Origin of the sequence: Caulobacter sp. DWR3-1-2, assembly GCF_049896225.1 — a bacterium.
Classification (GTDB): domain Bacteria; phylum Pseudomonadota; class Alphaproteobacteria; order Caulobacterales; family Caulobacteraceae; genus Caulobacter.
The window spans coordinates 336,075-357,291 of the sequence record NZ_JAFCTW010000005.1; the positions used below are offsets into that span (position 1 = coordinate 336,075).

General features: G+C 67.0%; 22 protein-coding genes and 1 pseudogene. 4 read left to right on the forward strand and 19 right to left on the reverse strand.

Going from position 1 to position 21,217, the window contains the following annotated elements:
- Window positions 1-5: 5 nt before the first annotated feature.
- Genes moaC through moaA form a run of 5 tightly spaced genes read right to left on the reverse strand, consistent with a single transcriptional unit; the run spans window position 6 to window position 2,763 of the window.
- On the reverse strand, window positions 6-476 hold the full coding sequence (gene moaC / locus ACP696_RS10230) for a cyclic pyranopterin monophosphate synthase MoaC (RefSeq protein WP_426010447.1): 471 nt from the start codon (window positions 474-476) through the stop codon (window positions 6-8).
- A complete protein-coding gene (gene moaB, locus ACP696_RS10235; RefSeq protein ID WP_426010449.1) occupies window positions 473-1,027 on the reverse strand; it encodes a molybdenum cofactor biosynthesis protein B in 555 nt (184 codons plus the stop codon). The genes moaC and moaB overlap by 4 nt, the downstream gene beginning before the upstream one ends.
- A 10-nt stretch (window positions 1,028-1,037) precedes the next feature.
- On the reverse strand, window positions 1,038-1,478 hold the full coding sequence (locus tag ACP696_RS10240; protein ID WP_426010451.1) for a molybdenum cofactor biosynthesis protein MoaE: 441 nt from the start codon (window positions 1,476-1,478) through the stop codon (window positions 1,038-1,040).
- A complete protein-coding gene (locus ACP696_RS10245; protein ID WP_426010452.1) occupies window positions 1,475-1,714 on the reverse strand; it encodes a MoaD/ThiS family protein in 240 nt (79 codons plus the stop codon). The genes ACP696_RS10240 and ACP696_RS10245 overlap by 4 nt, the downstream gene beginning before the upstream one ends.
- A gap of 2 nt (window positions 1,715-1,716) precedes the next feature.
- On the reverse strand, window positions 1,717-2,763 hold the full coding sequence (gene moaA / locus ACP696_RS10250; RefSeq protein WP_426011285.1) for a GTP 3',8-cyclase MoaA: 1,047 nt from the start codon (window positions 2,761-2,763) through the stop codon (window positions 1,717-1,719).
- Between the two features lie 28 nt (window positions 2,764-2,791).
- Between moaA and ACP696_RS10255 the strand changes: the two genes are divergently transcribed.
- Window positions 2,792-3,397, forward strand: coding sequence for a nucleotidyltransferase family protein (locus ACP696_RS10255; protein WP_426010454.1), 606 nt, complete (start codon window positions 2,792-2,794; stop codon window positions 3,395-3,397).
- Window positions 3,398-3,401: 4 nt separating this feature from the next.
- Here ACP696_RS10255 and ACP696_RS10260 read toward each other — a convergent pair whose 3' ends face one another.
- The 8 genes and pseudogenes from ACP696_RS10260 to ACP696_RS10295 all read right to left on the reverse strand — a co-directional run bounded on the left by ACP696_RS10260 (window position 3,402) and on the right by ACP696_RS10295 (window position 8,118).
- On the reverse strand, window positions 3,402-3,830 hold the full coding sequence (locus ACP696_RS10260; RefSeq protein WP_426010455.1) for a hypothetical protein: 429 nt from the start codon (window positions 3,828-3,830) through the stop codon (window positions 3,402-3,404).
- 84 nt (window positions 3,831-3,914) lie between these two features.
- Window positions 3,915-4,133: a hypothetical protein gene (locus ACP696_RS10265; RefSeq protein ID WP_426010457.1), complete on the reverse strand. Its 219-nt coding sequence runs from the start codon at window positions 4,131-4,133 to the stop codon at window positions 3,915-3,917.
- The gene (locus tag ACP696_RS10270; RefSeq protein WP_426010459.1) at window positions 4,130-4,477 is read right to left on the reverse strand and encodes a hypothetical protein; all 348 of its coding nucleotides are present in this window, start codon (window positions 4,475-4,477) and stop codon (window positions 4,130-4,132) included. The genes ACP696_RS10265 and ACP696_RS10270 overlap by 4 nt, the downstream gene beginning before the upstream one ends.
- Before the next feature lie 71 nt (window positions 4,478-4,548).
- Window positions 4,549-4,686: a hypothetical protein gene (locus ACP696_RS10275; RefSeq protein ID WP_426011307.1), complete on the reverse strand. Its 138-nt coding sequence runs from the start codon at window positions 4,684-4,686 to the stop codon at window positions 4,549-4,551.
- Between the two features lie 5 nt (window positions 4,687-4,691).
- Window positions 4,692-4,955 carry a hypothetical protein gene (locus ACP696_RS10280; protein WP_426010460.1) on the reverse strand — a complete coding sequence of 88 codons (264 nt, stop codon included), beginning with the start codon at window positions 4,953-4,955 and terminating at the stop codon, window positions 4,692-4,694.
- Window positions 4,956-5,079: 124 nt separating this feature from the next.
- Window positions 5,080-5,259 (reverse strand): annotated as a pseudogene (locus ACP696_RS10285) (helix-turn-helix domain-containing protein); the annotation flags it as partial.
- A 118-nt stretch (window positions 5,260-5,377) separates the two neighbouring features.
- A complete protein-coding gene (locus tag ACP696_RS10290; protein ID WP_426010462.1) occupies window positions 5,378-7,570 on the reverse strand; it encodes a molybdopterin cofactor-binding domain-containing protein in 2,193 nt (730 codons plus the stop codon).
- Complete coding sequence (locus tag ACP696_RS10295; protein ID WP_426043756.1) at window positions 7,567-8,118, reverse strand: (2Fe-2S)-binding protein; 552 nt, start codon at window positions 8,116-8,118, stop codon at window positions 7,567-7,569. The genes ACP696_RS10290 and ACP696_RS10295 overlap by 4 nt, the downstream gene beginning before the upstream one ends.
- 145 nt (window positions 8,119-8,263) lie before the next feature.
- On the opposite strand from ACP696_RS10295, the gene ACP696_RS10300 reads away from it, so the two are divergent.
- Entirely contained in the window at window positions 8,264-9,160 is an 897-nt protein-coding gene (locus tag ACP696_RS10300) for an NAD(P)-dependent oxidoreductase (protein ID WP_426010466.1), read from the forward strand.
- A gap of 9 nt (window positions 9,161-9,169) precedes the next feature.
- Here ACP696_RS10300 and ACP696_RS10305 read toward each other — a convergent pair whose 3' ends face one another.
- The 4 genes from ACP696_RS10305 to ACP696_RS10320 all read right to left on the reverse strand — a co-directional run bounded on the left by ACP696_RS10305 (window position 9,170) and on the right by ACP696_RS10320 (window position 16,665).
- Window positions 9,170-10,822, reverse strand: a complete 1,653-nt coding sequence (locus ACP696_RS10305; RefSeq protein ID WP_426010468.1) for an MFS transporter — start codon at window positions 10,820-10,822, stop codon at window positions 9,170-9,172.
- Between the two features lie 203 nt (window positions 10,823-11,025).
- Entirely contained in the window at window positions 11,026-13,380 is a 2,355-nt protein-coding gene (locus ACP696_RS10310) for an ATP-binding protein (protein WP_426010470.1), read from the reverse strand.
- 90 nt (window positions 13,381-13,470) lie between these two features.
- The gene (locus tag ACP696_RS10315; RefSeq protein WP_426010472.1) at window positions 13,471-14,154 is read right to left on the reverse strand and encodes a Fe2+-dependent dioxygenase; all 684 of its coding nucleotides are present in this window, start codon (window positions 14,152-14,154) and stop codon (window positions 13,471-13,473) included.
- A gap of 84 nt (window positions 14,155-14,238) precedes the next feature.
- Complete coding sequence (locus tag ACP696_RS10320; RefSeq protein WP_426043757.1) at window positions 14,239-16,665, reverse strand: TonB-dependent receptor; 2,427 nt, start codon at window positions 16,663-16,665, stop codon at window positions 14,239-14,241.
- Between the two features lie 245 nt (window positions 16,666-16,910).
- Here ACP696_RS10320 and ACP696_RS10325 point away from each other — a divergent pair, with 245 nt between their 5' ends.
- Window positions 16,911-17,627, forward strand: a complete 717-nt coding sequence (locus ACP696_RS10325; protein ID WP_426043758.1) for a ribonuclease T2 — start codon at window positions 16,911-16,913, stop codon at window positions 17,625-17,627.
- A gap of 622 nt (window positions 17,628-18,249) precedes the next feature.
- A complete protein-coding gene (locus ACP696_RS10330; protein ID WP_426010478.1) occupies window positions 18,250-18,465 on the forward strand; it encodes a hypothetical protein in 216 nt (71 codons plus the stop codon).
- A 73-nt stretch (window positions 18,466-18,538) separates the two neighbouring features.
- On the opposite strand, the gene pnp is transcribed toward ACP696_RS10330, so the two are convergent.
- Together pnp and rpsO are read right to left on the reverse strand one after the other, a co-directional pair.
- Entirely contained in the window at window positions 18,539-20,689 is a 2,151-nt protein-coding gene (pnp, locus tag ACP696_RS10335; protein ID WP_426010479.1) for a polyribonucleotide nucleotidyltransferase, read from the reverse strand.
- 244 nt (window positions 20,690-20,933) lie between these two features.
- Window positions 20,934-21,203: a 30S ribosomal protein S15 gene (rpsO, locus tag ACP696_RS10340; RefSeq protein WP_056437057.1), complete on the reverse strand. Its 270-nt coding sequence runs from the start codon at window positions 21,201-21,203 to the stop codon at window positions 20,934-20,936.
- Window positions 21,204-21,217 lie beyond the last annotated feature (14 nt).

Consider the following 21,217-nt stretch of genomic DNA (forward strand, 5'->3'; position numbering starts at 1 on the left):
CTGGCCTATTCGGCTCGCCAGTCACCCGACTTGCCGCCGGTCTTCTCGATCAGGCGCACGGCCTCGATAACCATGCCCTTCTCGGCGGCTTTCAGCATATCGTAGATCGTCAGGCAGGCCACCGACACGGCGGTCAGGGCCTCCATTTCGACGCCGGTCGGGCCAGTCGTCTTGACGCGGGCCCGCACCGCCAGGCCGTCCTCGGCCGGCTCGACCGACACCTCGACCTTGGACAGGGCCAGGGGGTGGCACAAAGGGATGAGGTTCGAGGTCTGCTTGGCGGCCATGACGCCGGCGATCTCGGCCACCGCGCGAACATCGCCCTTGCGACCCGTCCCGGAGATGGCCAGGGCCAGGGTCTCGGCGGTCATCCGTACGAAGCCGACGGCGATCGCTTCGCGGGCCGTCGCGGCCTTGTCCGAGACATCGACCATCCGCGCCCGGCCCTGGTCATCGATGTGGGTCAGGCGGGTCACTGTTCCAACAGCCTGGGCATCAGCTCGACCATGTTGCAAGGCTTGTGGCGGCTGTCGAGCTGGGCGGCGATGACCTTGTCCCAACCGTCGCGCACCGCGCCGTTGCTGCCCGGCAGGCAGAACACGAAGACCCCGCCGATCAGGCCCGCCGTCGCCCGTGACTGCAGGGTCGACAGGCCCACCGACTGATAGCTGACCATGTGAAACACCACCGAAAAGCCGTCGATCTTCTTGTCGAACAGCGGCTCCAGGGCTTCCGGGGTCACGTCGCGGCCGGTCAGGCCGGTGCCGCCGGTGGTGACGATGGCGTCGACCTGGCCCGAGGCGATCCAGTCGCGCACCGTCTGGCGGATCTGCTCGACATCGTCGCGCACCACCGCCCGGCCGCCCAATTCATGGCCTGCGGCCTTGACCCTTTCGACAAGCACCTGGCCGGAGGTGTCGCTTTCTTCGTCGCGGGTGTCGGAAATGGTCAGGATCGCCACGCGCACCGGCGTAAACGGAAGGTCCGGCTTGATACCGCCACCTGGGGTGAGACCCGCTGCCGACATCTGTTCTCTCCTAGTCCCAACGCTGAGCGTCGGTCCTATCCTGAGCCGTCGGCTCGATCCAGCGCCCGCCGCCGGGGCCGTGCTCCTTCTTCCAGAAGGGCGCGCGGCTCTTGAGATAGTCCATCAGGAAATCGCAGGCCTCGAAGGCGGCGCGGCGGTGGCCGGCGGCGGTGGCCACGAAGACGATCGCCTCACCCGGCGCGAGGCGCCCAGTGCGGTGGACGATGACATAGTCCTGCAGGGCGAACCGCGCCTTGGCCTCTTCGGCGAAGGCGGCGATCGCCGCGTTGGTGAAGCCGGGATAAGCCTCAAGCTCCAGCGCCAGGGCCGCGCCGCGCTCGGCGCGCGCCAGGCCAGTGAAGCTGGCCACCGCACCGGTCTCGTTCCGGCCGGCGCAGAACGTGGTCAACGCGGCGCCCGGCTCGAACGGCTCGGAGGTGAGGGTTATCATCCGCCGCTCATCGGCGGCAGGAAGGCCACCTCGGCGCTCGCCGCCAGGAACGTTTCGCCCCGGACGATGGCCTTGTCGACGGCCACCTGGACGCCAGGGCCGGAGAGCGCCTCGGCCAGGCTCGGATCGACAGCAGCGAGAGCATCTCGCAACGCGGTCAGGGACGAAGCCTCAACGACCCGGTCGCGCCAGCCGGCCTGGTCGGCCAAGCGTCCAAAGAGCAGCACCCGCGCCACGCTCAGCCGCCCGTTGTGGACATGTGCCGCGCCACGGCGGGGCCCGCGCCGTCGATCTGGAAGTCGTGCCCCTCCGGCTTGGCGCCGATCGCCGCGAAGATCGCTTGGTCCAGCGCCGCGTCGTCGGCCCCGGCGCGGATCACCGCCCGCAGATCGCTGGCGTCATCCCGGCCCAGGCAGGTGTGCAGCGTGCCGGTGCAGGTCAGGCGAACCCGGTTACAGGCCTCGCAGAAATTGTGGCTGAGCGGCGTGATCAAACCCAGGCGGCCGCTGGTCTCCTCGACCCGCACATAGCGCGCCGGACCGCCGGTGGCGTAGGCCAGATCGGTCAAGGTCCAGAACGACGACAGATCGCGACGCACGTCCTTAAGCGACAAATACTGGGCTGTGCGGTCCTCGTCGATTTCACCCAGGGGCATGGTCTCGATCAGGGTCATGTCGGCGCCCAGGCCATGGGCCCACTGGATCAGAGCCGGCAGTTCGGCGGCGTTGTCGTTCTTGAGGGCAACGGCGTTGATCTTGACCTCGATGCCCACCGCCAGGGCCGCGTCAATCCCGGCCAATACCTTCGAAAGATCGCCGCCCCGCGTCAACTTGCGGAACAGCTCGGGCTTGAGCGTATCGAGCGAGACATTGACCCGCCTCACGCCCAGTCGCGCCAGGTCGGCCGCATGCTGGGCCAGCTGGGTGCCGTTGGTGGTCAGGGTCAGCTCGTCCAGCGCGCCGGTCGCCAGGTGGCGCGACAACCGCTCGACCAGGGTCATGATCCCCTTGCGCACCAGCGGCTCCCCGCCGGTCAGCCGCAGCTTGCGCACGCCCAGCGCCACGAAAGCCGAGGACAGGCGATCCAGTTCCTCGAGCGAAAGCACTTCGGCCTTGGGCAGGAAGGTCATGTGCTCGGCCATGCAATAGGTGCAGCGCAGGTCGCACCGGTCGGTGACCGAGACGCGCAGATAGGCCACCGCGCGGCCAAAACCGTCGATCAGGCGGGGCTGCGAGCGGGACTCTGTCGAGAGCGCTTGCGCGGGACTGGCGTCATAGGGCGTCATGCGGTCTTTAAGATAGGCGCGGGGCGGCATGGCGGGAAGTGAAAGCACGCGGTTGGAGGCGATCGTTCTGGCGGCCGGGGCTGGCCGCAGGTTTGGTGGACGCAAGCTGACCGCGACCTTCGAGGGCCGCCCGTTGATTGCAGGCGCTCTCGACGCGGCGTTCGCGGCCCCCGTGCGCGGCGTCATCCTGGCCACCGACGGCGATCCGGACCTGGCGGACGCCGCCCAGGCCCATGCCCGCGCCCTGGGACGCGAGGCCAAACTGCGCGTGGTCACTGTGGCTGACGCTGCGGATGGCATGGGGGCGTCGCTGCGGACGGCGGTCGCCGCCCTGCAGGCCGACACCGACGGCGTCTTTGTCTTCCTGGGAGACATGCCACGCATACCGCCAGCGGTTCCGCGCGCCCTGGCTGCCGCCTTGAGCGACGGTTTCGACGCCGCCGCGCCGCGCGTGGGCGCTCAGCGAGGCCACCCGGTTCTGTTCGCGCGGCGCCACTTCGCCGCCTTGCTGGGCCTGACCGGCGATCTGGGCGCGCAGGGCGTGCTGGCGCGGTCCGGAACGCGGCTGAAGCTGATCGACACCCTCGATGTCGGGGTTTTCTTCGACATCGATCGACGCAAGGATCTCGGCTGAGAGGTCAGAATTCCGTGTCGGCGGTCGCTCGGCGATTGGCGCGCCATCCGGCCCAGGTTCCGAAGGCGATACAGGCCAGGATGCCGTAGCTCCACATCGCCATGCTCATATAGAAGGTGCCCAGGGTCACGCGCAGGTCGATCGTCGTCGCCACATGCGACGCCACGACGATCGCCTGGAACGCCGACGCTATGATGGTCCAGAGTCGCCTCGCCCGGATGGAGATGAAGCCGAAATAGACCAGGGTCGCGGTGTCGATCGCCATGATCGCCAGGTCGACATTATAGGCGTCGTTGCCGTGGACGAGCAGCGACCCCGCCCAGGCCAGCCCCGCCGCCAGGCCAATACGACGCGCGCTGTAGTCGCCGAAGCCGATAGCGGCGCCGCAGACCACCGTGGCCAGGCCCAACGAAAAAAGCGTGTGAATCTGCAAGGCGGGGCAACGCTCAGACTGAAACCTGAGCGTCACCATGCAGCAAGCCCCGCCTCGCGATAAGCAACCTGAGGTGTGCGAGGATCAGTGTCGGGTTCGGCGCCCTTCCCACAGGATGGCCTTGACCTCTTCGATGATGTTAAGCGCGCCGTCGGCGTCGCCAGCCTCTTCGAGCGCGATCAGTTGTGGCATGAGCACGGACAGAATCCGGCGCTGGACAGGCCCCAGGGTCCGCAGGTGGCGACGGAACTCGTTCAGTTCGTCGTGGATGGTGTCCGACGAAGCAGTCTGGGCGGTGCTCACGCGGCGCGGCCTCCGTCCAGAGCGCGTAGGCCCGAGGTGCGGGGCACTTCCGGCGGCTTGTCCATGTCGCCCATCGCCAAGGCGCCACAGCCGATCTGGCTCCGCACCGTGTTGAGCGCGCCATGAGCCTCGATGATGGTACGGCGGGCGGAGACGATATAGGCCAGGGTCTCGCCGAGATTGGCGACGGCGGCCTGGCCAATCACGGCCGAAAGACGAGCTTCCAGTCGCAGCGACGGCAGCAGGCCCATCAGTTCGGCGGTTTCGCGGAGGGCGGCGTCGATCGCCGCTTCGGCGCGCATCAGCTTTTCAGCTCCTGCGCGGGCTGCATCGGTTCTTTTCATGCATGACTCTCCCGTTCGCGCGGGGCCCCCCGCACGTTGAAGTCGATGAACTTGTGTCGAGACGATCGGCGTCAGTGCGCCGGAGGCGGGCTCCAGCCCTCGCGGAATCGCTGAAGGGCATAGAGGAATTCATGGGCGCCCATGGTGACCATGCCGAGCAGGATTCCGCCTAGCGCGGCCACGACCAGGATCAGACCCAGCCATTGCAAAGGAGTCAGGTCATGGCGCCAGCTCCTTCCAGATTCCGCAGGGGCGTGTCGTCGGCCAGGAAGGCCGTCGCCGCCAGCACCCGGAGCAGCAGCTTGCTGGGCGGATCCCCCGCCGCCTGGGCCTTGCGCAACGCCGACACCGTTTCCGGCACCAACCGCCCCCGCTCGGGCGTCCCGGCCATGAGGGTCAATCCCTCCTCCAGCGACTGCCAACTGGCTATGAAGAATGCTGGCGGCGGTGTCGGACCCGGCATGGAAGGTTTCATCATGGCTGCTCTCGCTGTTGGAACGAGAGAAGACCTCTGCGCCGGTCGTGGCTAGCGTGGCCGATTGCTTACGGTAGTCATTACCGGGGTCGGTTTCCCAAGCGACGAAGGCCAGGGCGGCGTCGCGGCGGCCGAGCCCCCCGACCCGACGTCGAGCGCTGAGCACGTGCATCTCGACGGTCTTGGGTGACAGCCGCAGCAGCCGGGCGATCTCCTTGCCCTGGCGATGCTGGGCGATGAGACGCAGGATCTCCCGCTCCCGCGGGGTCAGTCTCTCGAACCCCAAGTTATCGCCAGCATCCACCATGGCGCTAAAATGTGTCGGCGCTCGCGTTACGTCCAGCCACAGTTGCACAGGCGCGCCCCCTAAGGACGCGACACATCAAAAAGATCGCGGTTTGCCCCGATAGGTGAGCTGGAAAGCTCTAAGCCCCGGCCGAAACCAGCGGCAGTCGCGTCGTCGGCGTCTTGGAAATCGCTAGCAAGGCGTTGGCCACGGCCGGTCCGATCACCGGCGTTCCGGGCTCGCCGACGCCGCTCGGCGGATTGGCGGACGGCAAGATGTGGGTTTCGACCGTCGGCGCCTCGTTCATCCGCAGCACGCGATAGGTGTCGAAATTGCTCTGGTCGACCGCCCCGCCCGTCAGGGTGACCTCGCCATAGAGCGCCGCCGACAGGCCGTAGCACGTGCCGCCTTCCATCTGGGCGGCGATCTGGTCGGGCGAGACGGCGACGCCGCAGTCGATGGCGGTGACCACCCGGCCGACCCGCGGATGACCGTCCACCAGCTTGACCTCGGCCACTTGGGCGACGACAGAGCCGAAGCTTTCGTGCACCGCCACGCCGCGCGTCCAGCCGGGCGTCGAGGTCGGACCGGCCTTCTCGACGGCGAGGTTCAGCACCGCAAGATGCCGCGCGGCCTCGGGACCCGCCTTGACGTATAGGGCCCGCCGATACTCGACCGGATCCTTGCCGGCCTTGCGGGCCAGTTGGTCGATGGTGTGCTCCATCACGAAGGCGGTATGGGTAGCCCCCACCGAACGCCACCACAGCACCGGCACGCCGGCCTCCGGCAGGGCCAGTTGGGCGTCGACGACAGGGGTGGCTTTCAGATAGGGCGAGCCCGACGCACCCTCGATCGCGGTCTGGTCCGGCCCCTTGGAGGGCATCGGCGAGCCCTTCATGATCGACTGGCTGACAATGCGATGGCGCCAGGTCGCCGGGTAGCCGTCCCTGTCGAGCGTGACCCGGACGGCATGGTGGACCATCGGCCGGAAATAGCCGGCCTGCATGTCGTCCTCGCGAGTCCAGACCAGCTTCACCGGCCGATTGCCGCCGACTTTCTTGGCGATGTGCACGCACTCGGCGACGTAGTCGGACTGGAAGTTGGCGCGCCTGCCGAACGATCCGCCGGCATAGAGGGTCTCGACCTCGACCGAGCCCGGCAGCGTCCCGACGATCTTGGCGGCGGCCAATTGGTCCAGAGTCGGACTTTGGGAGCCGTGGGTCAGCTTGACCCTGTTGCCGTCCACCTGGGCCACGCAGTTCATTGGCTCCATGGTGGCGTGGGCCAGATACGGAAAGTCGTAGGTCGTCTCGAAAGCGTCCTTGCCGCCGGCCGCAGCTGCGGCGTCGCCCTTGGAATCGAAGGCCTCCCACTTCAGGTCGGACGGTCCCCTGCCGGCCGCGATGTCGCGCCACTGGGCGGCGATGGTCTTGGAGTCGCGGTTCTCGGCCTTGTCGAGGTCCCACTCGACCTTCAGCGCCTCGCGGCCCATGCGGGCGGCATAGGTGGTGTCGGCGACCACGGCCACACCGGTCGGAATCTGGTAAACCTCGACCACGCCGGCCACCTTCTTGGCGCCGTCGGCGTTGAAGCTCTTCACCTTGCCGCCAAAGCGTGGGGCGTGCGCCACCACCGCCACCAACATGTCGGGCAACTGGACGTCCTGGGTATAGCGCGCCGTTCCGTTGCTCTTGATCAGGCTGTCCTTGCGGCGAACGCGGTCGGTGCCGATCAGGGTGAAGGTCTTGGGATCCTTGAGGACCGGGGTTTCGGGCGGCGCGATCTTGGCGGCGTCGGCGATCAGGGCGGCGAACGGGGCGGACTTGCCGCCAGCGTGGCTGACCAAGCTATCCTTGACGGTGATCTCGCCGGCCGGGACGTTCCACTTGGCCGCGGCTGCTTGCACGAACATCGCCCGCGCGCCGGCCCCGGCCTTGCGCAGCTGTTCCCACGAATTGGAGATCGCCGACGAGCCGCCGGTCAGTTGAACGCCCATGCCGCCATTGGCGTAGAGCTTGGCGTTGGCGGGGGCGTGCATGACCTTCACCCGAGCCCAGTCGGCGTCGAGTTCCTCGGCGACCAAGGCCGCCAGGCCCGCATGGTTGCCTTGGCCAAATTCGATGTGCTTGGACAGCACCGTCACCGCGCCGTCCGGATCGAAGCGGATGAACGGCCCAAAAGCGCCGACATCGACCTTGGATCCCGCGCTCATCAGGTCGGCGGGCGAGCAGCCCACCATCAGTGATCCGCCGACCAAGGTGGCGCTGACCACCACGACGTCGCGTCGGTTGACGCCCTCTTTACGCATCAGCTTGCTGAAAGGGGCGTTCATGGGTTCGCTCCTCGGCCGGTCGAACCCGAAGCGGCGGCGATCTCGGCGTCGATCTCGTTGGCGGCGGTCGTCGCGGCGGGCGCATTGACCAGCGGCGCCGAGGCCAAGCCCGCGGCGTCCTTGATGGCGGCGCGGATGCGTTGATAGGTGCCGCAGCGACAGATGTTGCCGCTCATGGCGTTGTCGATGTCCTCGTCGCTGGGCGACTTGGTCTGGGCCAGCAGGGCTGCGGCCGACATGATCTGGCCCGACTGGCAGTAGCCGCACTGCGGCACATCGTGGACCACCCAGGCCTTTTGCAGCGGATGCGTCCCGCCCAGGCTCTCGATGGTGGCGATCTTGGCGCCGTTCAACGTGGCGATCGGCGTTACGCACGAGCGCACGGGATCCCCGTTGACGTGAACCGTGCAGGCCCCGCACTGGGCCATGCCGCAGCCAAACTTGGTGCCCGTCAGTCCAAGTTCGTCGCGAAGCACCCACAGCAGTGGAGTTTCGGGGTCGGCCTTGACGGTGACCGTCCTGCCATTGATGTCCAGAGTGCCCGTCATAGGCGCTCGCCTCCCCCACGAAAACCGGCCCGCCGACCCGGCATCGCGGTTCTAACACCGCTCAGACCCAAACCCGCCAGTGAAATCTTGGTCCAGTCAGGCTAGCGTGGCCACGACGTTCGCTTCGCTGTCAGGACCCACGCCCTTGGATTCCTTTCCCGCCTATTTCCCCCTGGCCGGCCGCAAGGTGGTGATCGCCGGCGTCGGCGAGGCCGCCGACAACAAGGCCCGGCTGTTCGAGGGCTCGCCGGCGACCGTGGTGCGGGTCGACGGTCCCGCCGCCTTCCTGCCCGGAACCTATGTCGGCGCGACCCTGGCCTTCGTCGCCGGGGACGACGAGGTGTTCCTTCAGGCGGCCGCCGGCGCGGCGCGTGCCGCTCGCGTGCTGGTCAATGTCGTCGATAAGCCCGCGATGAGCGACTTCAACACTCCGGCGGTGATCGACCGCGGCGAGGTGGTGATGGCCGTCGGCACCGGCGGCTCCTCCCCGACCTTGGCCACCAAGCTGCGCAACGACATCGAGGTCCAGGTGCCGGAAGGCACGGGCCGGGTCGCCGCCCTGCTGCGCAAGTTCCAGGACGAGGTGCGCGGCGCCCTGCCCGCGATGCACGAGCGCCGGGCCTTTCTGCGCGACGCCGTGGTCGGCGAGGCCGCTCAGGCGGCGATGGCGGGCGACATGGAAAAGGCCGGCCAGCTGTTTCGCCAGGCCCTGGCCAAGGGCGTCGGTCGCGAGGGCAAGGTGCGGTTCATTGCCGGCAAGGGGCCCGCCGACCTGCTGACCTTGCGCGCGGTCCGGGCTCTGGGCGCGGCCGATGTGCTGATCGCCGACGACGGCGCCGCGCCAGAGGTGCTGCTTCTTCTCCGCCGCGACGTCCACCGGTTGCCGCCCGGCGAGGTCTCGGCCGAGGCGCTTGTCGCGCTGGCCCAGGAGGGCAAGCAGATCGTTAGGCTGGTCGTCGCGCCAGTCGACCCTGCGGTCATCCAGGCCCTGGCGGCCGCCTCGGTGGCGGTCGAGGTGTTGATGGCGGCGCCGGCGGGTTGATGCTCCCCGCTATTGATCCAGCGACCGGTCCTTGGTCTCGGGCAGCAGGAACAGCGTCACGAGCACGCTGATCAGCGTGAAGCCGACGGGGTACCAGAGTCCAGCATAGATGTTGCCCGTCGCCGCCACGATCGCGAAGGCGCTGAATGGCACGAAGCCACCGATCCAGCCGGTTCCGATGTGATAGGGCAGCGATAGAGCCGTGTAGCGCACCCGGGTCGGGAACAGCTCGACAAGACAGGCGGCCAGGGGGCCGAACAAGGCCGTGGCGGCGATCACGAAAACGAAGAGCACGCCAAACATGCCCCACCAGTTCATCCGCGCCGGATCAGCCTTGGCCGGATAGCCGGCCTTCGCCAACGCCGCCTTGATCGCGGCCTCGCCTGTGGTCTTGACGGCCTTGGCGTCCTTGGCGGGCAGGCCCTTGGCGCTCTGGGACACGATCCGCGTCTCGCCGATCTGGACGATCGCCGCCGATCCCGCCAAGCCTGGGCGGTTGGCATAGGACACCCCCGCATTGGCCAGGGCGCTCTTGGCGATGTCGCAGGACGAGACGAAGGCGGCCTTGCCCACGGGATCGAACTGCAGAGCGCAATCCTTGGGATCGGCGGTCACCGTCACCGGCGCGCGCGCCGTGGCCTCGGCCAGCGCCGGGTTGGCGGCGCGCTCCAACAGGTGGAAGCCCGGGAAATAGAAAATCAGCGCCAGGGTCATGCCGCCCAGCATCACCGGCTTGCGGCCGACCTTGTCCGACAGCCAGCCGAACAGCACGTAGAAAATGGCGCTGACCGCGGTGGCGGCCATCATCAGGCCGTTGATCGTCACGGGCGAGACCTTCAGGAACTTCTCCATGAAGGTCTGGATGTAGAAGAAGCTGGTGTACCAGACCGCGCCCTGGGCCGACATCATGGCGAAGAAGGCCAGCAGGACCAGCTTGAGGTTCTTCCACTGGCCGAAAGCCTCGGCATAAGGGGCCTTGGACGCCTCGCCGTCGGCCTTCATCCTGGCGAAGGCCGGGCTTTCGCTGAGCTTCAACCGCATCCAGACCGAGATGCCCAGCAGTCCGATCGACACGGCGAACGGGATGCGCCAACCCCAGGCGTCGAAGGCCTCGGGTCCGGCGTGCACGCCGAGGAGCCAGCGGGTCACCAAGATCACCAACAGGGCGCCGAACAGGCCAAAGGCCGCCGAGGTCTGCACCCACGAGGTCGACCAGCCCCGCTCCTTCGGCGGCGAATGCTCGGCGACGTAGATGGCCGCTCCGCCATACTCGCCGCCCAAGGCGAAGCCCTGAACGCAGCGCAGCAGGATCAGCAGAATGGGCGAGATGATCCCGGCCTGGCGATAGGTCGGCAGCAGGGCGATGGCAAAGGTGGCGCCGCCCATCAGCAGCACCGTGGCCAGGAAGGCGCCCTTGCGTCCGGCCTGGTCGCCGATCTTGCCGAACACCAGCGCGCCCAGCGGCCGAAAGGCGAAGCCGACGCCAAACAGGGCCAGGGCCGCGACATAGCCGGCCGTGTCCGAAAGGCCGGTAAAGAAGGTCTTGGAAATGACCTGGGCCAGACTGCCGAAGATGAAGAAGTCGTACCACTCGAAGGCCGTGCCCGCCGACGAAGCCGCGACCACCGTGCGCATCGAGGCGCGATCTTCCGTCGTGGCCATCCGTGTTTCCCCCGTCATTCTGTGGAGGAGCATTAGCGGTTTTCGACGGACTGGGAAGTCCGTTCCTCCCCCTGTGGGGCAGGTGTCGGCAAAGCCGACGGTGGGGGAGTGATACGACATCCGTCGCCAGAACCGACCTGGCGCAACTCCCCCCACCGATCGCTGTGCGATCGCCTCTCCCACAGGGAGAGGAACGTGAGGACTTAAGCCACAGCTACTTCTTCGCCCATATCCTCACCCGCCAGCCGCACGATCTCGCCGATGAGCGCGGCGGGGACGATGGGCTTGGCGGCGACGCCGTCCATGCCGGCCGCCAGATAGGCGGTCCGCTGGTGCGACATGACATTGGCGGTCAGGGCGATGATCGGCGTCCGGGCGGCGGCGCCCGGCAGGGCCCGTATCTGCCGCGCAGCCTCCAGCCCGTCGATGCCCGGCATCTGCACATCCATCAGGATCAGGTCGAACGCCCGGTGACGGGCAGCGGCCACGCCGTCCAGACCGTCGTCGGCCGTTTCGACCTCGGCCCCCAGCTGCTCGAGGATGCGGCGGGCGACCAGGCGGTTGGTGGCGTTGTCCTCGACCACCAGGATGCGCAGGCCCTGCAAGAGGTTATCGGCCATGGCATCGTCGGCGACCAGCGCCTGGGCCGGCGGCGCGGCGATCGTCAGCAAGAAGGTCGAGCCGACACCCTCGTGAGAGGAAAAGCCGACCGCGCCGCCCATCATTTCCGCCAGGCGTCGGGTGATGGCCAGGCCCAGGCCCGACCCGCCGAACCGCCGGGTGGTGCTGGCGTCGGCCTGCTGGAAGCGCTCGAACAGCCGGCTCTGGGCCTCGACCGCGATGCCGACCCCGGTGTCGATGACCTCGAAGGCCACGCGCGGCCCGTCTTCGTCGTCTGCCCGGCGCACCCTCAGGGTCACCGAGCCGGCCAGGGTGAATTTCACCGCATTGCCGACCAGGTTGAACAGCGCCTGGCGCAGACGGTTGGGGTCGGTGAGGATCAAGCCGACATCCGGCGCGTCGACGTGCAGGGCCAGTCCCTTGTGCTCGGCCTGGCCGCGCAGCAGTCGCGCCACGCTCCGGACCAGTTCGCTGGGATCGACCGCCTCGCGGGTTACATCCAACCGCCCCGCCTCGATGCGCGAGAAATCGATGACGTCGTCCAGCAGGGTCGAGAGCATGCGGCCACAGGCCAGGGCCTCGCCGAGTAACTCCTGGGCGTCCTCGGGCAAGGCGGCCCGCTTGAGCAAGTGCATGACGCCCATGACCCCGTTCATCGGGGTGCGGATCTCATGGCTCATATTGGCCAGGAACTGGGCCTTGGCCTCGCTGGCGGCCTGGGCGGCGCGTTCGGCCTCGACCAGGGCCAGTTCGGAGCGTTTCTTCTCGTCGATGTCGAGGATCAGGCCGAAGGCCTTGCGCACCCGGCCAGACGCATCCTGGCGCACCTCGTGGAAGATGCGGATCCAGCGCTCTTCGCCGTCGCCGATGATCACGCGGGCGTCGAAAGCCCGAGCGCCGCGCGAACCCCGGCCCAGCGAGGCCTCGGACGCGGCGTAGACCGCCGCCACGTCTTCGCGGTGGATCATGGGCCAGACAGCGCTGCGCACGTCCTCGTAATTGATCCGGCGACCGAGGATGCGGTGGAACTCGGGCGAGCCCCAGAACGTCTTGCTCGCATGATCGATCTCATAGACCCCGGCCTGGGCCGCGCCCAGCGCCACCCGTAGCCGCCGGGCGTTGGCCCGCGCCTCGCGCCGAGCTTGCGACAGGGCGGTGACGTCGTCCATGTAGGTAATCACCCCGGCGATCGCGCCATCAGCGTCACGCCAGGGCCGGGCTTCCCAGCGCAGGGTGTGGGTGAGGCCCAGGCCATCGCGGAGCTGGTCTTCGCGGCGCACCACGGTCTGGCCGGTCAGGGCTCGCTCCACGGCCTTCACGAAACGCTTGCGCTGGCCATAGGTCAGGTCGTGCAGGGTCCGGCCGATCACTTCGGCCTCGATGGCCTGAAAGATCTCGAGGAACCGGGGGCTGACCACTTGCAGCCGCAGGTCGCGGTCATAGAGCGCCACGGCGAACGGCGCCTCCTCGACCAGCTTGCGGGCCTGGCGCTCGCCCCAGACCGCAGCGTCGCGGGTCAAAGCCACGTCGGTGACGTTCTGCGAAATGCCTTTCAGCGCATGGAGGCCGTCGGCGCGCGGTTCGGTGCTGAAAGTGGCGCGGTAGGTGAACCATTGGTCGCCGGCCCCGCGCAGCCGGTGCTCGACGGTGCCGCCCTGGCCGGTGCGCACGGCGGCGTCGAACGCCACTCGCAGTGCCTGGCCCTCGACCGGATCGAGGCGATCGAAGAACTGTTCGGGCAGCGCCACCTCATCCGCGCTCAGTCCGGTGGCGGCCAGGATGTCGCGCGACCACTCGATACGTTGCGCTTGCGGCTCGTAGCTCCAGACACCGATGCCGGCGGCTGAGAGCAGATCGTGGGTGACGCGAGCGGCCGCCAGCTCGGCCTCGCGGGCAAGGTCGGCGGCGCCATCGGCGGTCTTGGACGGCGGGGACATCGCGGCTCCGGGAAACGGTCGCCAGGACGTTGAAGCTCAAGGGTAAACTTATGGTTGGCGTCGGCGAACATTGGTCGCTGGCCGCGTATTTCACACCTCGGCCCACATCCGCAGCAGGTTGTGATAGGTCCCGGTCAGGGACAGCACCGCGAGATTGGTCGCCCCCACGGCGCCCGACAGCCGCTGAATGGCGACGTCCATGTCCAGCAAGAGGCCGCGCTTGGCGTCGTCGCGCACCAGGCTCTGGATCCAGAAGAAGCTGGCCGAGCGCACGCCGCGGGTCACCGTCGTCACGTGATGCAGGCTGGAGGCCGGATACAGGATCAGCCCCCCGGCCGGCAGCTTGACCATGTGGCTGCCATAGGCGTCCTCGACCACCAGCTCGCCGCCGTCATAGTCGTCCGGATCGCTCAGGAAAAGCGTCGCCGACAGGTCGGTGCGCAGGCGTTGGCCGGTGACGGGATCGCGGCGCACCGCATTGTCGATGTGGTCGCCAAAACCCATGCCCTCGCCATAGCGGTTGAACATCGGCGACAGGATCGTCCGGGGCAGGGCCGCCGAGACAAAGAGCGGATGGCGCTCCAGCGCCTGGACGATGATCGCCCCGATCTCGCGGGCCGCCGCGCCGTCCTGCGGCAGCTGCTGGTTGTTCTTGGCCATCGCGGCCTGGAAGCCCGAGGTGGCGTTGCCGTCGATCCACGCGGCCGCGTCGAGCACGGCGCGGCAGTGGGCGACCTGGTCGGAGGTCAGCACGTCGGGGATTTGGAGCATCATGGCCTGCGCTCCTTAGCAGACAAATCAAGGCCCCGCCTGGGGATGGGTCCCAGGCGGGGCGCTATCGGTTCATGAAGGGGAGGATCAGAACCGATAGTTGGCGGTCAGGGTCGCGTTGCGACGATCGCCGGGTGTGGCCCAGCCGTTGTTGCGGCCCCGGTTGTAATACTTCTCGTCGAGCAGGTTGTTGACGTTGAGCCGCAGCTCCAGCGCGTTGGTCGCCTTCCAGGACACCGTCGCGCGGCTCAGCCAGTAGTCGTCGGTGATGACCAGCGGGATCGTCGTGCGCTGAGGCGGGGTGCTGCCGGTGATCTGGCCGTGCTGGCTCAGATAGGTCTTGCCCTGGTAGGACAGGCTGTAGCCGACCTGGATATCGTGCGGCAGGTCATAGGTGGTGAACAGGCTTAAGGCGTGGTCGGGGACATTGGCGATCTCGTCGCCCTTGGTGAAATCCAGGCCTGCGGCGGCGTTAAAGTCGGAAACGCCCTGCAGCACCTCGCTCTTGAGATAGGTGTAGTTGGCGAACACCGACCATTTGTCGGTCAGGCGGCCTGAAGCGCCCAGCGCCACGCCATCGACCCGCGCGCTGCCGTCCAATTGCTGGTCGGGCACGGTGGGGTCGCCCGAGGCGACCTTGTAATTGGTGCGATCGTTGCGGAACACCGAGGCGGTCAGCGACAGGCGGCTTTGGAAGATGTCCCATTTGGCGCCCAGCTCGTAGCTCTTGGCCTCCTCCGGCTCGACCGTACAGGTGGCGGCCGAGCAGGCGCCGGCGCCATTCACCGTGGACTGCGATGGGGTTTTGGAGTTGCCGTAGGCGACATAGAGGCTGGCGTTGGGGATCGGCTTGTAGACCAGGCCGAGGCGGTAGGAGAACAGGTTGTCGTCGCTGCGGAAGGTCAGGCCCGGGGTCACCGCGCCCTTCGGGATCGCGCCGACCGCCGTCGCCGAATAGGCGTCGCTGCGGTTCTCGCCCTGGTTACGCTCGTAGCGCAGGCCGAAATTCACCGCCCACTGCGGGTTCAGCTGGGCGTTGTCGAACAGATAGGCCGCCTGATTATGGCGTTCGCCGTCCTGGATGCTGGTGCGAACATAGTTGCGCGCTCCGGCATAGGTCGCGTTCGGGTCGGCGATGGACATCAGCGGCAGGACAGTGGCCGTGCCGTCGGGGTTGCGCAGCACGTTGCCGCTGTCGAGGTGATAGTCCTCGCTTAGGAACGACGCGCCGACCACCAGGCTGTGGGCCACGCCGCCGGTATTGAAGTTCGCCGTCACGTCGGTCTGGTTGTAGAGCAGGGTGTTCTTGGAATCGCGCAGGTTCCCGCGCGGGCCGCTCGGCTGGTACAGGCCCGGAGCCGGGTCGGCAGGCAGGCAGGCCGTGAAGCCGGTGATGTTGGTCGCCGTGGTCGATTGGCTCCAGGCCACCGGCTTCTGGCCGTTGGCCAGGCAGAACACGCCCTGCGGCGGGTCGACGACCGTCAGCTGGGTGACTTCCTGGTAGCGTGAGAGGTTGCGGACCGACAGGGTGTCGCTGAACTGGTGCTTGATGATCCCGGTCAGCACGTCGACCTGCTGCTCCTGGGTGTCGACATTGCTGTAGCCGTAATAGTTCGACGGATCGACGCCGGGCACCGCGCGGCCATTGTAGAACGGCACGCCATACTGCGGGGTGTTGGTGTCTTCCTGGTGGCTGTAGAGGATGGTGAACTGGGTCGGGCCGGTCAGGCCGAAAGTGATCGACGGCGCGATCCCCCAGCGCTCGAAGCTCTCCACATCGCGGCCCGGGGCGTCGTTCTGGTGGGCCATGACGTTCAGGCGCACGGCGATGTCGTCGGTCACCAGATGGTTGGCGTCGAGCGTGCCGCGCAGATAGCCGTCGGTCCCGACGCCGCCGGTGACGGTGGTGGAGTCGCGGCGGTTGGGGCGCTTGGTCACCAGATTGATCGTGCCGCCAACCGAGCCGGAGCCGGAATAGACGCCGTTGGCGCCGTTGACGACTTCCAGCTGTTCCAGGTTGAACGGGTCGCTGCGGCTGTACTGGGCGCTGTCGCGCACACCGTCGATGGTCAGGTCGTTATTGGCCGAATAGCCGCGCAGATTGATGCTGTCGCCAAAGCCGCCGCCGCCTTCGCCGGCCCCGAAGGTGATGCCGGGCACGGTGGCCAGGATGTCGCGGAGCGACAGCAGGTTCTGGGCCTCGATGACGCCCCGCGAGACGATGGTCACGGTCTGGGGCGTGTCGAGCGGCTTGGCGGTGTATTTCGGCGACTCGGCGCGCTGCTTGCGGCCCTCGACCTTGACGCCGGAGACCTCGGTGGCGGCGTCGGCGGCCGGAGCGGCCGGAGCGGCCGCGACCGCCAGATCGTCGGCATTGAGGACGGCGTCGGGCGCCGCGTGGGCCAAGCCCGCGCCTAGGGTAAGGCCCGCGAGGCCGGCGACGGCCCCGGCGCTCAGGGCGCGGCGCGCTTGGCTGCGGACGCCGCTCGCGGCGGGCTTGATAAGCTTTTGCATGTGTAGAACCCCGTCAGGCCGTCGGAGGAGCGCGGCCCTTTGTCGTAATTGCGACGCGTTCTTAGCTGGAGCTTTGCAGACGCGCAATGATAATCATTCGCAGAAATCTTCTGGTCTCGCCCCGTCACCGCCCTGCTGAAGATCCTTCTCCCGCAAGGGGAGAAGGAAATCTTATCTAGGCTCCGTGGAATTGAGGGTGGGTCGAGGCGTGCTAGAGAGGAGCGCAAGTCAGCGTTGGAACCCGCATGTCGTTGAAGTTCACTCAGGTCCTGACCACGGCCCTCGCCGCCCTGGCCTTGGCCGGCGCGGCCCAGGCCTCGGACCTGAAAGCCTGCGCCATCCCTCAGGACGTGACCCCGGTCGGGCCCGAGATCCCGCCCGCCGACCAGATCCATACCGACATCCCGACCGCCGCCTATCTGCTGGCCCTCTACTGGTCGCCCGAGGCCTGCCGCTCGGGCATCCCGGAGTCGGACAAGGCCATCCAGTGCCAGACCAACCGCTTTGGCTTCACCGTCCACGGCCTGTGGCCCAATGGGCCCGACAAGGCCCACCCCCGCTACTGCCGGCCCAGCCCGTCGCTGAGCGTGGCGACGGTCAAGGCCAACCTGTGCATGACCCCTTCGCCCTGGCTTCTGCAGCACGAATGGCAGGCGCACGGGACCTGCCAATGGGAGACGCCGGAGGCCTATTTCAAGAAGGCGCGGGCGGTTCGGTCGCGCTTGAGGGTTCCGGATCTGAAACCTTCGGTCGAGGGCGTGATGACCGCCGGTCAGGTGCGCGAGGCCTTCCTGAAAGACAATCGCGGCATGACCCGCGAGGGGCTCAACGTGCGGGTCAACAAGGACAACCGCCTCACCGAGGTGTGGGTCTGTATGGACCTGACGTTCAAGCTGGCGGCATGTCGGGGCGGGAACGGCACGCCGGATGCGGTGACGATCCGGGTGACGCCGAGGGGGTGAGCCACGAAAACGGTTGTCATCCCGGACGAGCGCGCGGCGCGAAGATCCGGACCGACGCGTGAACGCCGCGCTTCCGGCGGTCTCGGATCCACGCTTTGCTTGTCCGGGATGACAACCGTTTTTGCCGAAGTGGCTTTCGGTGGTGGCTGTTCTGATCCGCCCTGGCGGACAGGCCCCGCCTTAAGGCCTTGGAGGCGAGCTTGCTCTGGGGTCAGCCCTTGTCAAGGACGGCCCCTCTGGGACCGCCGCTCCGCGGCCGGCCGGAGGCCGGTCCTTGACAAGGCCTGACCCCAGAGCTCCCATCCACCAAGGAATTAAGGTGGGGTCTGCCCCCACGGGCGGGCGCAGGAAGATCGTTTTGGCCGAGCATCGTAGGAAGTTCGTGCGAACCGCGATTCTTATCGTCAGCTGCTGCATCGTCGCTGGACTTCTGGCTTGGTTCGCTCCGCCCGAAACCGAGTGGGCGCGTAAGGCCCCCATCGCTTCGGCCTCTGACTGTCGCCTGCTGGCGAGCGTTCTGAGGCGACACTATACCGATGAACTGAGGTCGGGCTGGGCGACGACCCGCCGAGGCGGACCGCTAGATTGCCAGTGGTCCAGTTTTAATCTTGCGGCCAAGACAGTGTCCTACGAAACCGCCCTCCATGGGGAGATTTTCGACGCTGGCAAGCCGGCGATTTATCTGAACAAGCCGCGCTATTCGCTCCTCGGCGTCCGCACGATCGTCGATGTTTATGCTGGCAACAGCCTCGTTGGCCGCAGTCGAACCTGCGAGTTCTGGGGCGTGTTTAGGTTTCGGCCCGTAAATTGGTGCGTCACCAAGCGTCACATCTTCTGAGCCCCAAACGCAAAACGGGCGGCCCCTCTCGGAGCCGCCCGCCTGCTAGTTCACTTCAGAGACCGTCTCACCCTTAGGTGTTGACGGCGTCCTCCGGGCTCACGGCGTCCTTCTTGGACAGGTCTTCACCCGTCTCCTGATCGACGACCTTCATCGACAGCTTGGTCTTGCCGCGATCGTCGAAGCCGAGGAGCTTGACCTTGACGATCTGGCCTTCCTTCAGCACGTCCGAGGGCTTGGCCACCCGTTCGTTGCTGATCTGGCTGACATGGACGAGGCCGTCCTTGGCGCCGAAGAAGTTCACGAAGGCGCCGAAATCGACGACCTTCACGACCTTGCCGTCATAGATCGCGCCGACTTCAGCTTCCTGGGTGATCGACTTGATCCAGTCGATCGCGGCCTTGATCTTGGCGCCGTCCGAGGCCGAGACCTTGACCGTTCCTTCGTCGTTGATGTCGACCTTGGCGCCGGTGGTGGCGACGATCTCGCGGATCACCTTGCCGCCGGTGCCGATCACTTCGCGGATCTTGTCGGTCGGGATGGTGATGGTCTCGATCTTGGGGGCGTAGTCGCCGACCTCTTCACGAGGGGCGTCCATGGCCTTGTTCATCTCCTCGAGGATGTGCTCGCGGCCGCCCTTCGCCTGGGCCAGCGCTTGCTTCATGATCTCTTCGGTGATGCCGGCGATCTTGATGTCCATCTGCAGCGAGGTCAGGCCCTGGCTGGTGCCGGCCACCTTGAAGTCCATGTCGCCCAGGTGGTCTTCGTCACCCAGGATGTCGGACAGAACGGCGAAGCCGTCCTTTTCGAGGATCAGGCCCATGGCGATGCCCGAGACCGGACGGATCAGCGGAACGCCCGCGTCCATCATGGCCAGCGAGGCGCCGCAGACCGTGGCCATCGAGGACGAGCCGTTGCTCTCGGTGATCTCGGAGACCAGGCGGATGGTGTAGGGGAAGTCTTCCTTGGCCGGCAGCATCGGGCGCAGGGCGCGCCAGGCCAGCTTGCCGTGGCCGATTTCGCGGCGGCCTGGGCTGCCCATCCGGCCCGTCTCGCCGACCGAGAAGGGAGGGAAGTTGTAGTGCAGCAGGAAGGCTTCCTTGTAGGTGCCTTCCAAGGCGTCGATGAACTGCTCGTCGTCGCCGGTGCCCAGGGTGGCGACCACGATGGCTTGCGTTTCGCCGCGCGTGAACAGGGCCGAACCGTGGGTGCGCGGCAGGATGCCGACTTCACCCAGGATCGGACGCACCTTGTCGACGGTGCGACCGTCGATGCGGATGCCGGTGTCGAGGATGGAGCGACGGACGATGTCGGCTTCTAGTTCCTTGAACACCGAACCCAGCTTCAGCGGATCGATGCCGGCCGGATTGGTATCGCTCTTGGCGAACTTTTCCGTGGCCTTGGACTTGGCGGCCGACAGGGCCGCGACGCGGTCGCCCTTGGCGCGGATGGTGTAGGCTTCGGCCAGATCCTTGCCGACGGCCTTTTTCACTTCGGCCTTCAGAGCGTCGGTGTCTTCCGCCTGGAAGTCGAAGGGCTCCTTGGCGGCGTGTTCGGCCAGTTCGATGATGCCGTTGATCACGGCCTGCATGCCCTTGTGGGCGAAGCTGACGCCGCCGAGGACGATCTCTTCCGAGAGCTCCTGGATTTCGGATTCGACCATCATCACGGCGTCGGCGGTGCCGGCCACGACCAGGTCCATCTTGCTTTCCTTCAGCTCTTCGAGCGTCGGGTTCAGGATGTACTCGCCGTTGACGTAACCGACGCGGGCGCCGCCGATCGGACCCATGAAGGGGGCGCCGGAGATCACCAGGGCGGCCGAGGCGGCGACCATGGCGACGATGTCGGGATCGTTCTCAAGGTCGTGCTGCAGCACGGTGCAGACGACCTGGACTTCGTTCTTGAAGCCCTTGACGAACAGCGGGCGGATCGGACGGTCGATCAGGCGGGAAACCAGGGTTTCCTTTTCCGACGGACGACCTTCGCGCTTGAAGAAGCCGCCTGGGATCTTGCCGGCTGCGTAGGTCTTCTCGATATAGTTGACGGTCAGGGGGAAGAAGTCCTGGCCGGGCTTGGCCTTCTTGGCGAACACGGCGGTGGCCAGGACGACGGTTTCGCCCATGGTGGCCAGAACGGCGCCGTCGGCCTGACGGGCGATGCGACCGGTTTCGAGGACCAGCGTCTTGCCGCCCCACTCGATCGTCTTGCGCATGATTTCGAACATATTTGCTTCTTTCGGTTCCGAAGGACCCATTTCCCTCAGGACGGACAGGGTCGGGCGGCCGAATGGCGGTCCCGAGGTTTCCTCATCCAGTGCGACAGGCGTCCGGGGATCGTGATCCTCGGCTTACGTCCGGATCCGCTCGAAAACGGATCCACAGCAGCCTTCGTTTCAGCCTGTCTTGAAACGGAGGCCTTAAAAAGCGTTCGGCCGCCCCGCGTGAGCGAGGCGGCCGACGGCGCCAGAACTAGCGGCGCAGACCCAGCTTTTCGATGAGGACCGTGTAACGGCCCAGATCAGACTTCTTCAGGTGGTCGAGGAGGCTGCGACGCTGGGAAACCATCATCAACAGACCACGACGGCTGTGGTTGTCCTTCTTGTGGGTCTTGAAGTGCTCGGTCAGGTTGGCGATACGCTCGGAGAGGATCGCGACCTGGACTTCGGCGCTGCCGGTGTCACCCTCGGTGCGGGCGTGTTCGGCGATAAGAGCGGTCTTGCGCTCGGCAGTGATCGACATCGGTGTGTCTCCGC

Excerpts from the sequence above, each read along its gene's own strand:
- moaB (WP_426010449.1), bottom strand. The coding sequence starts at position 1,027 with ATGTCGGCAGCGGGTCTCACCCCAGGTGGCGGTATCAAGCCGGACCTT.
- ACP696_RS10240 (WP_426010451.1), bottom strand. The coding sequence starts at position 1,478 with ATGATAACCCTCACCTCCGAGCCGTTCGAGCCGGGCGCCGCGTTGACC.
- moaA (WP_426011285.1), bottom strand. The coding sequence starts at position 2,763 with ATGACGCCCTATGACGCCAGTCCCGCGCAAGCGCTCTCGACAGAGTCC.
- ACP696_RS10255 (WP_426010454.1), top strand. The coding sequence starts at position 2,792 with ATGGCGGGAAGTGAAAGCACGCGGTTGGAGGCGATCGTTCTGGCGGCC.
- ACP696_RS10270 (WP_426010459.1), bottom strand. The coding sequence starts at position 4,477 with ATGAAAAGAACCGATGCAGCCCGCGCAGGAGCTGAAAAGCTGATGCGC.
- ACP696_RS10280 (WP_426010460.1), bottom strand. The coding sequence starts at position 4,955 with ATGATGAAACCTTCCATGCCGGGTCCGACACCGCCGCCAGCATTCTTC.
- ACP696_RS10290 (WP_426010462.1), bottom strand. The coding sequence starts at position 7,570 with ATGAACGCCCCTTTCAGCAAGCTGATGCGTAAAGAGGGCGTCAACCGA.
- ACP696_RS10295 (WP_426043756.1), bottom strand. The coding sequence starts at position 8,118 with ATGACGGGCACTCTGGACATCAATGGCAGGACGGTCACCGTCAAGGCC.
- ACP696_RS10305 (WP_426010468.1), bottom strand. The coding sequence starts at position 10,822 with ATGGCCACGACGGAAGATCGCGCCTCGATGCGCACGGTGGTCGCGGCT.
- ACP696_RS10310 (WP_426010470.1), bottom strand. The coding sequence starts at position 13,380 with ATGTCCCCGCCGTCCAAGACCGCCGATGGCGCCGCCGACCTTGCCCGC.
- ACP696_RS10315 (WP_426010472.1), bottom strand. The coding sequence starts at position 14,154 with ATGATGCTCCAAATCCCCGACGTGCTGACCTCCGACCAGGTCGCCCAC.
- ACP696_RS10320 (WP_426043757.1), bottom strand. The coding sequence starts at position 16,665 with ATGCAAAAGCTTATCAAGCCCGCCGCGAGCGGCGTCCGCAGCCAAGCG.
- ACP696_RS10325 (WP_426043758.1), top strand. The coding sequence starts at position 16,911 with ATGTCGTTGAAGTTCACTCAGGTCCTGACCACGGCCCTCGCCGCCCTG.
- pnp (WP_426010479.1), bottom strand. The coding sequence starts at position 20,689 with ATGTTCGAAATCATGCGCAAGACGATCGAGTGGGGCGGCAAGACGCTG.
- rpsO (WP_056437057.1), bottom strand. The coding sequence starts at position 21,203 with ATGTCGATCACTGCCGAGCGCAAGACCGCTCTTATCGCCGAACACGCC.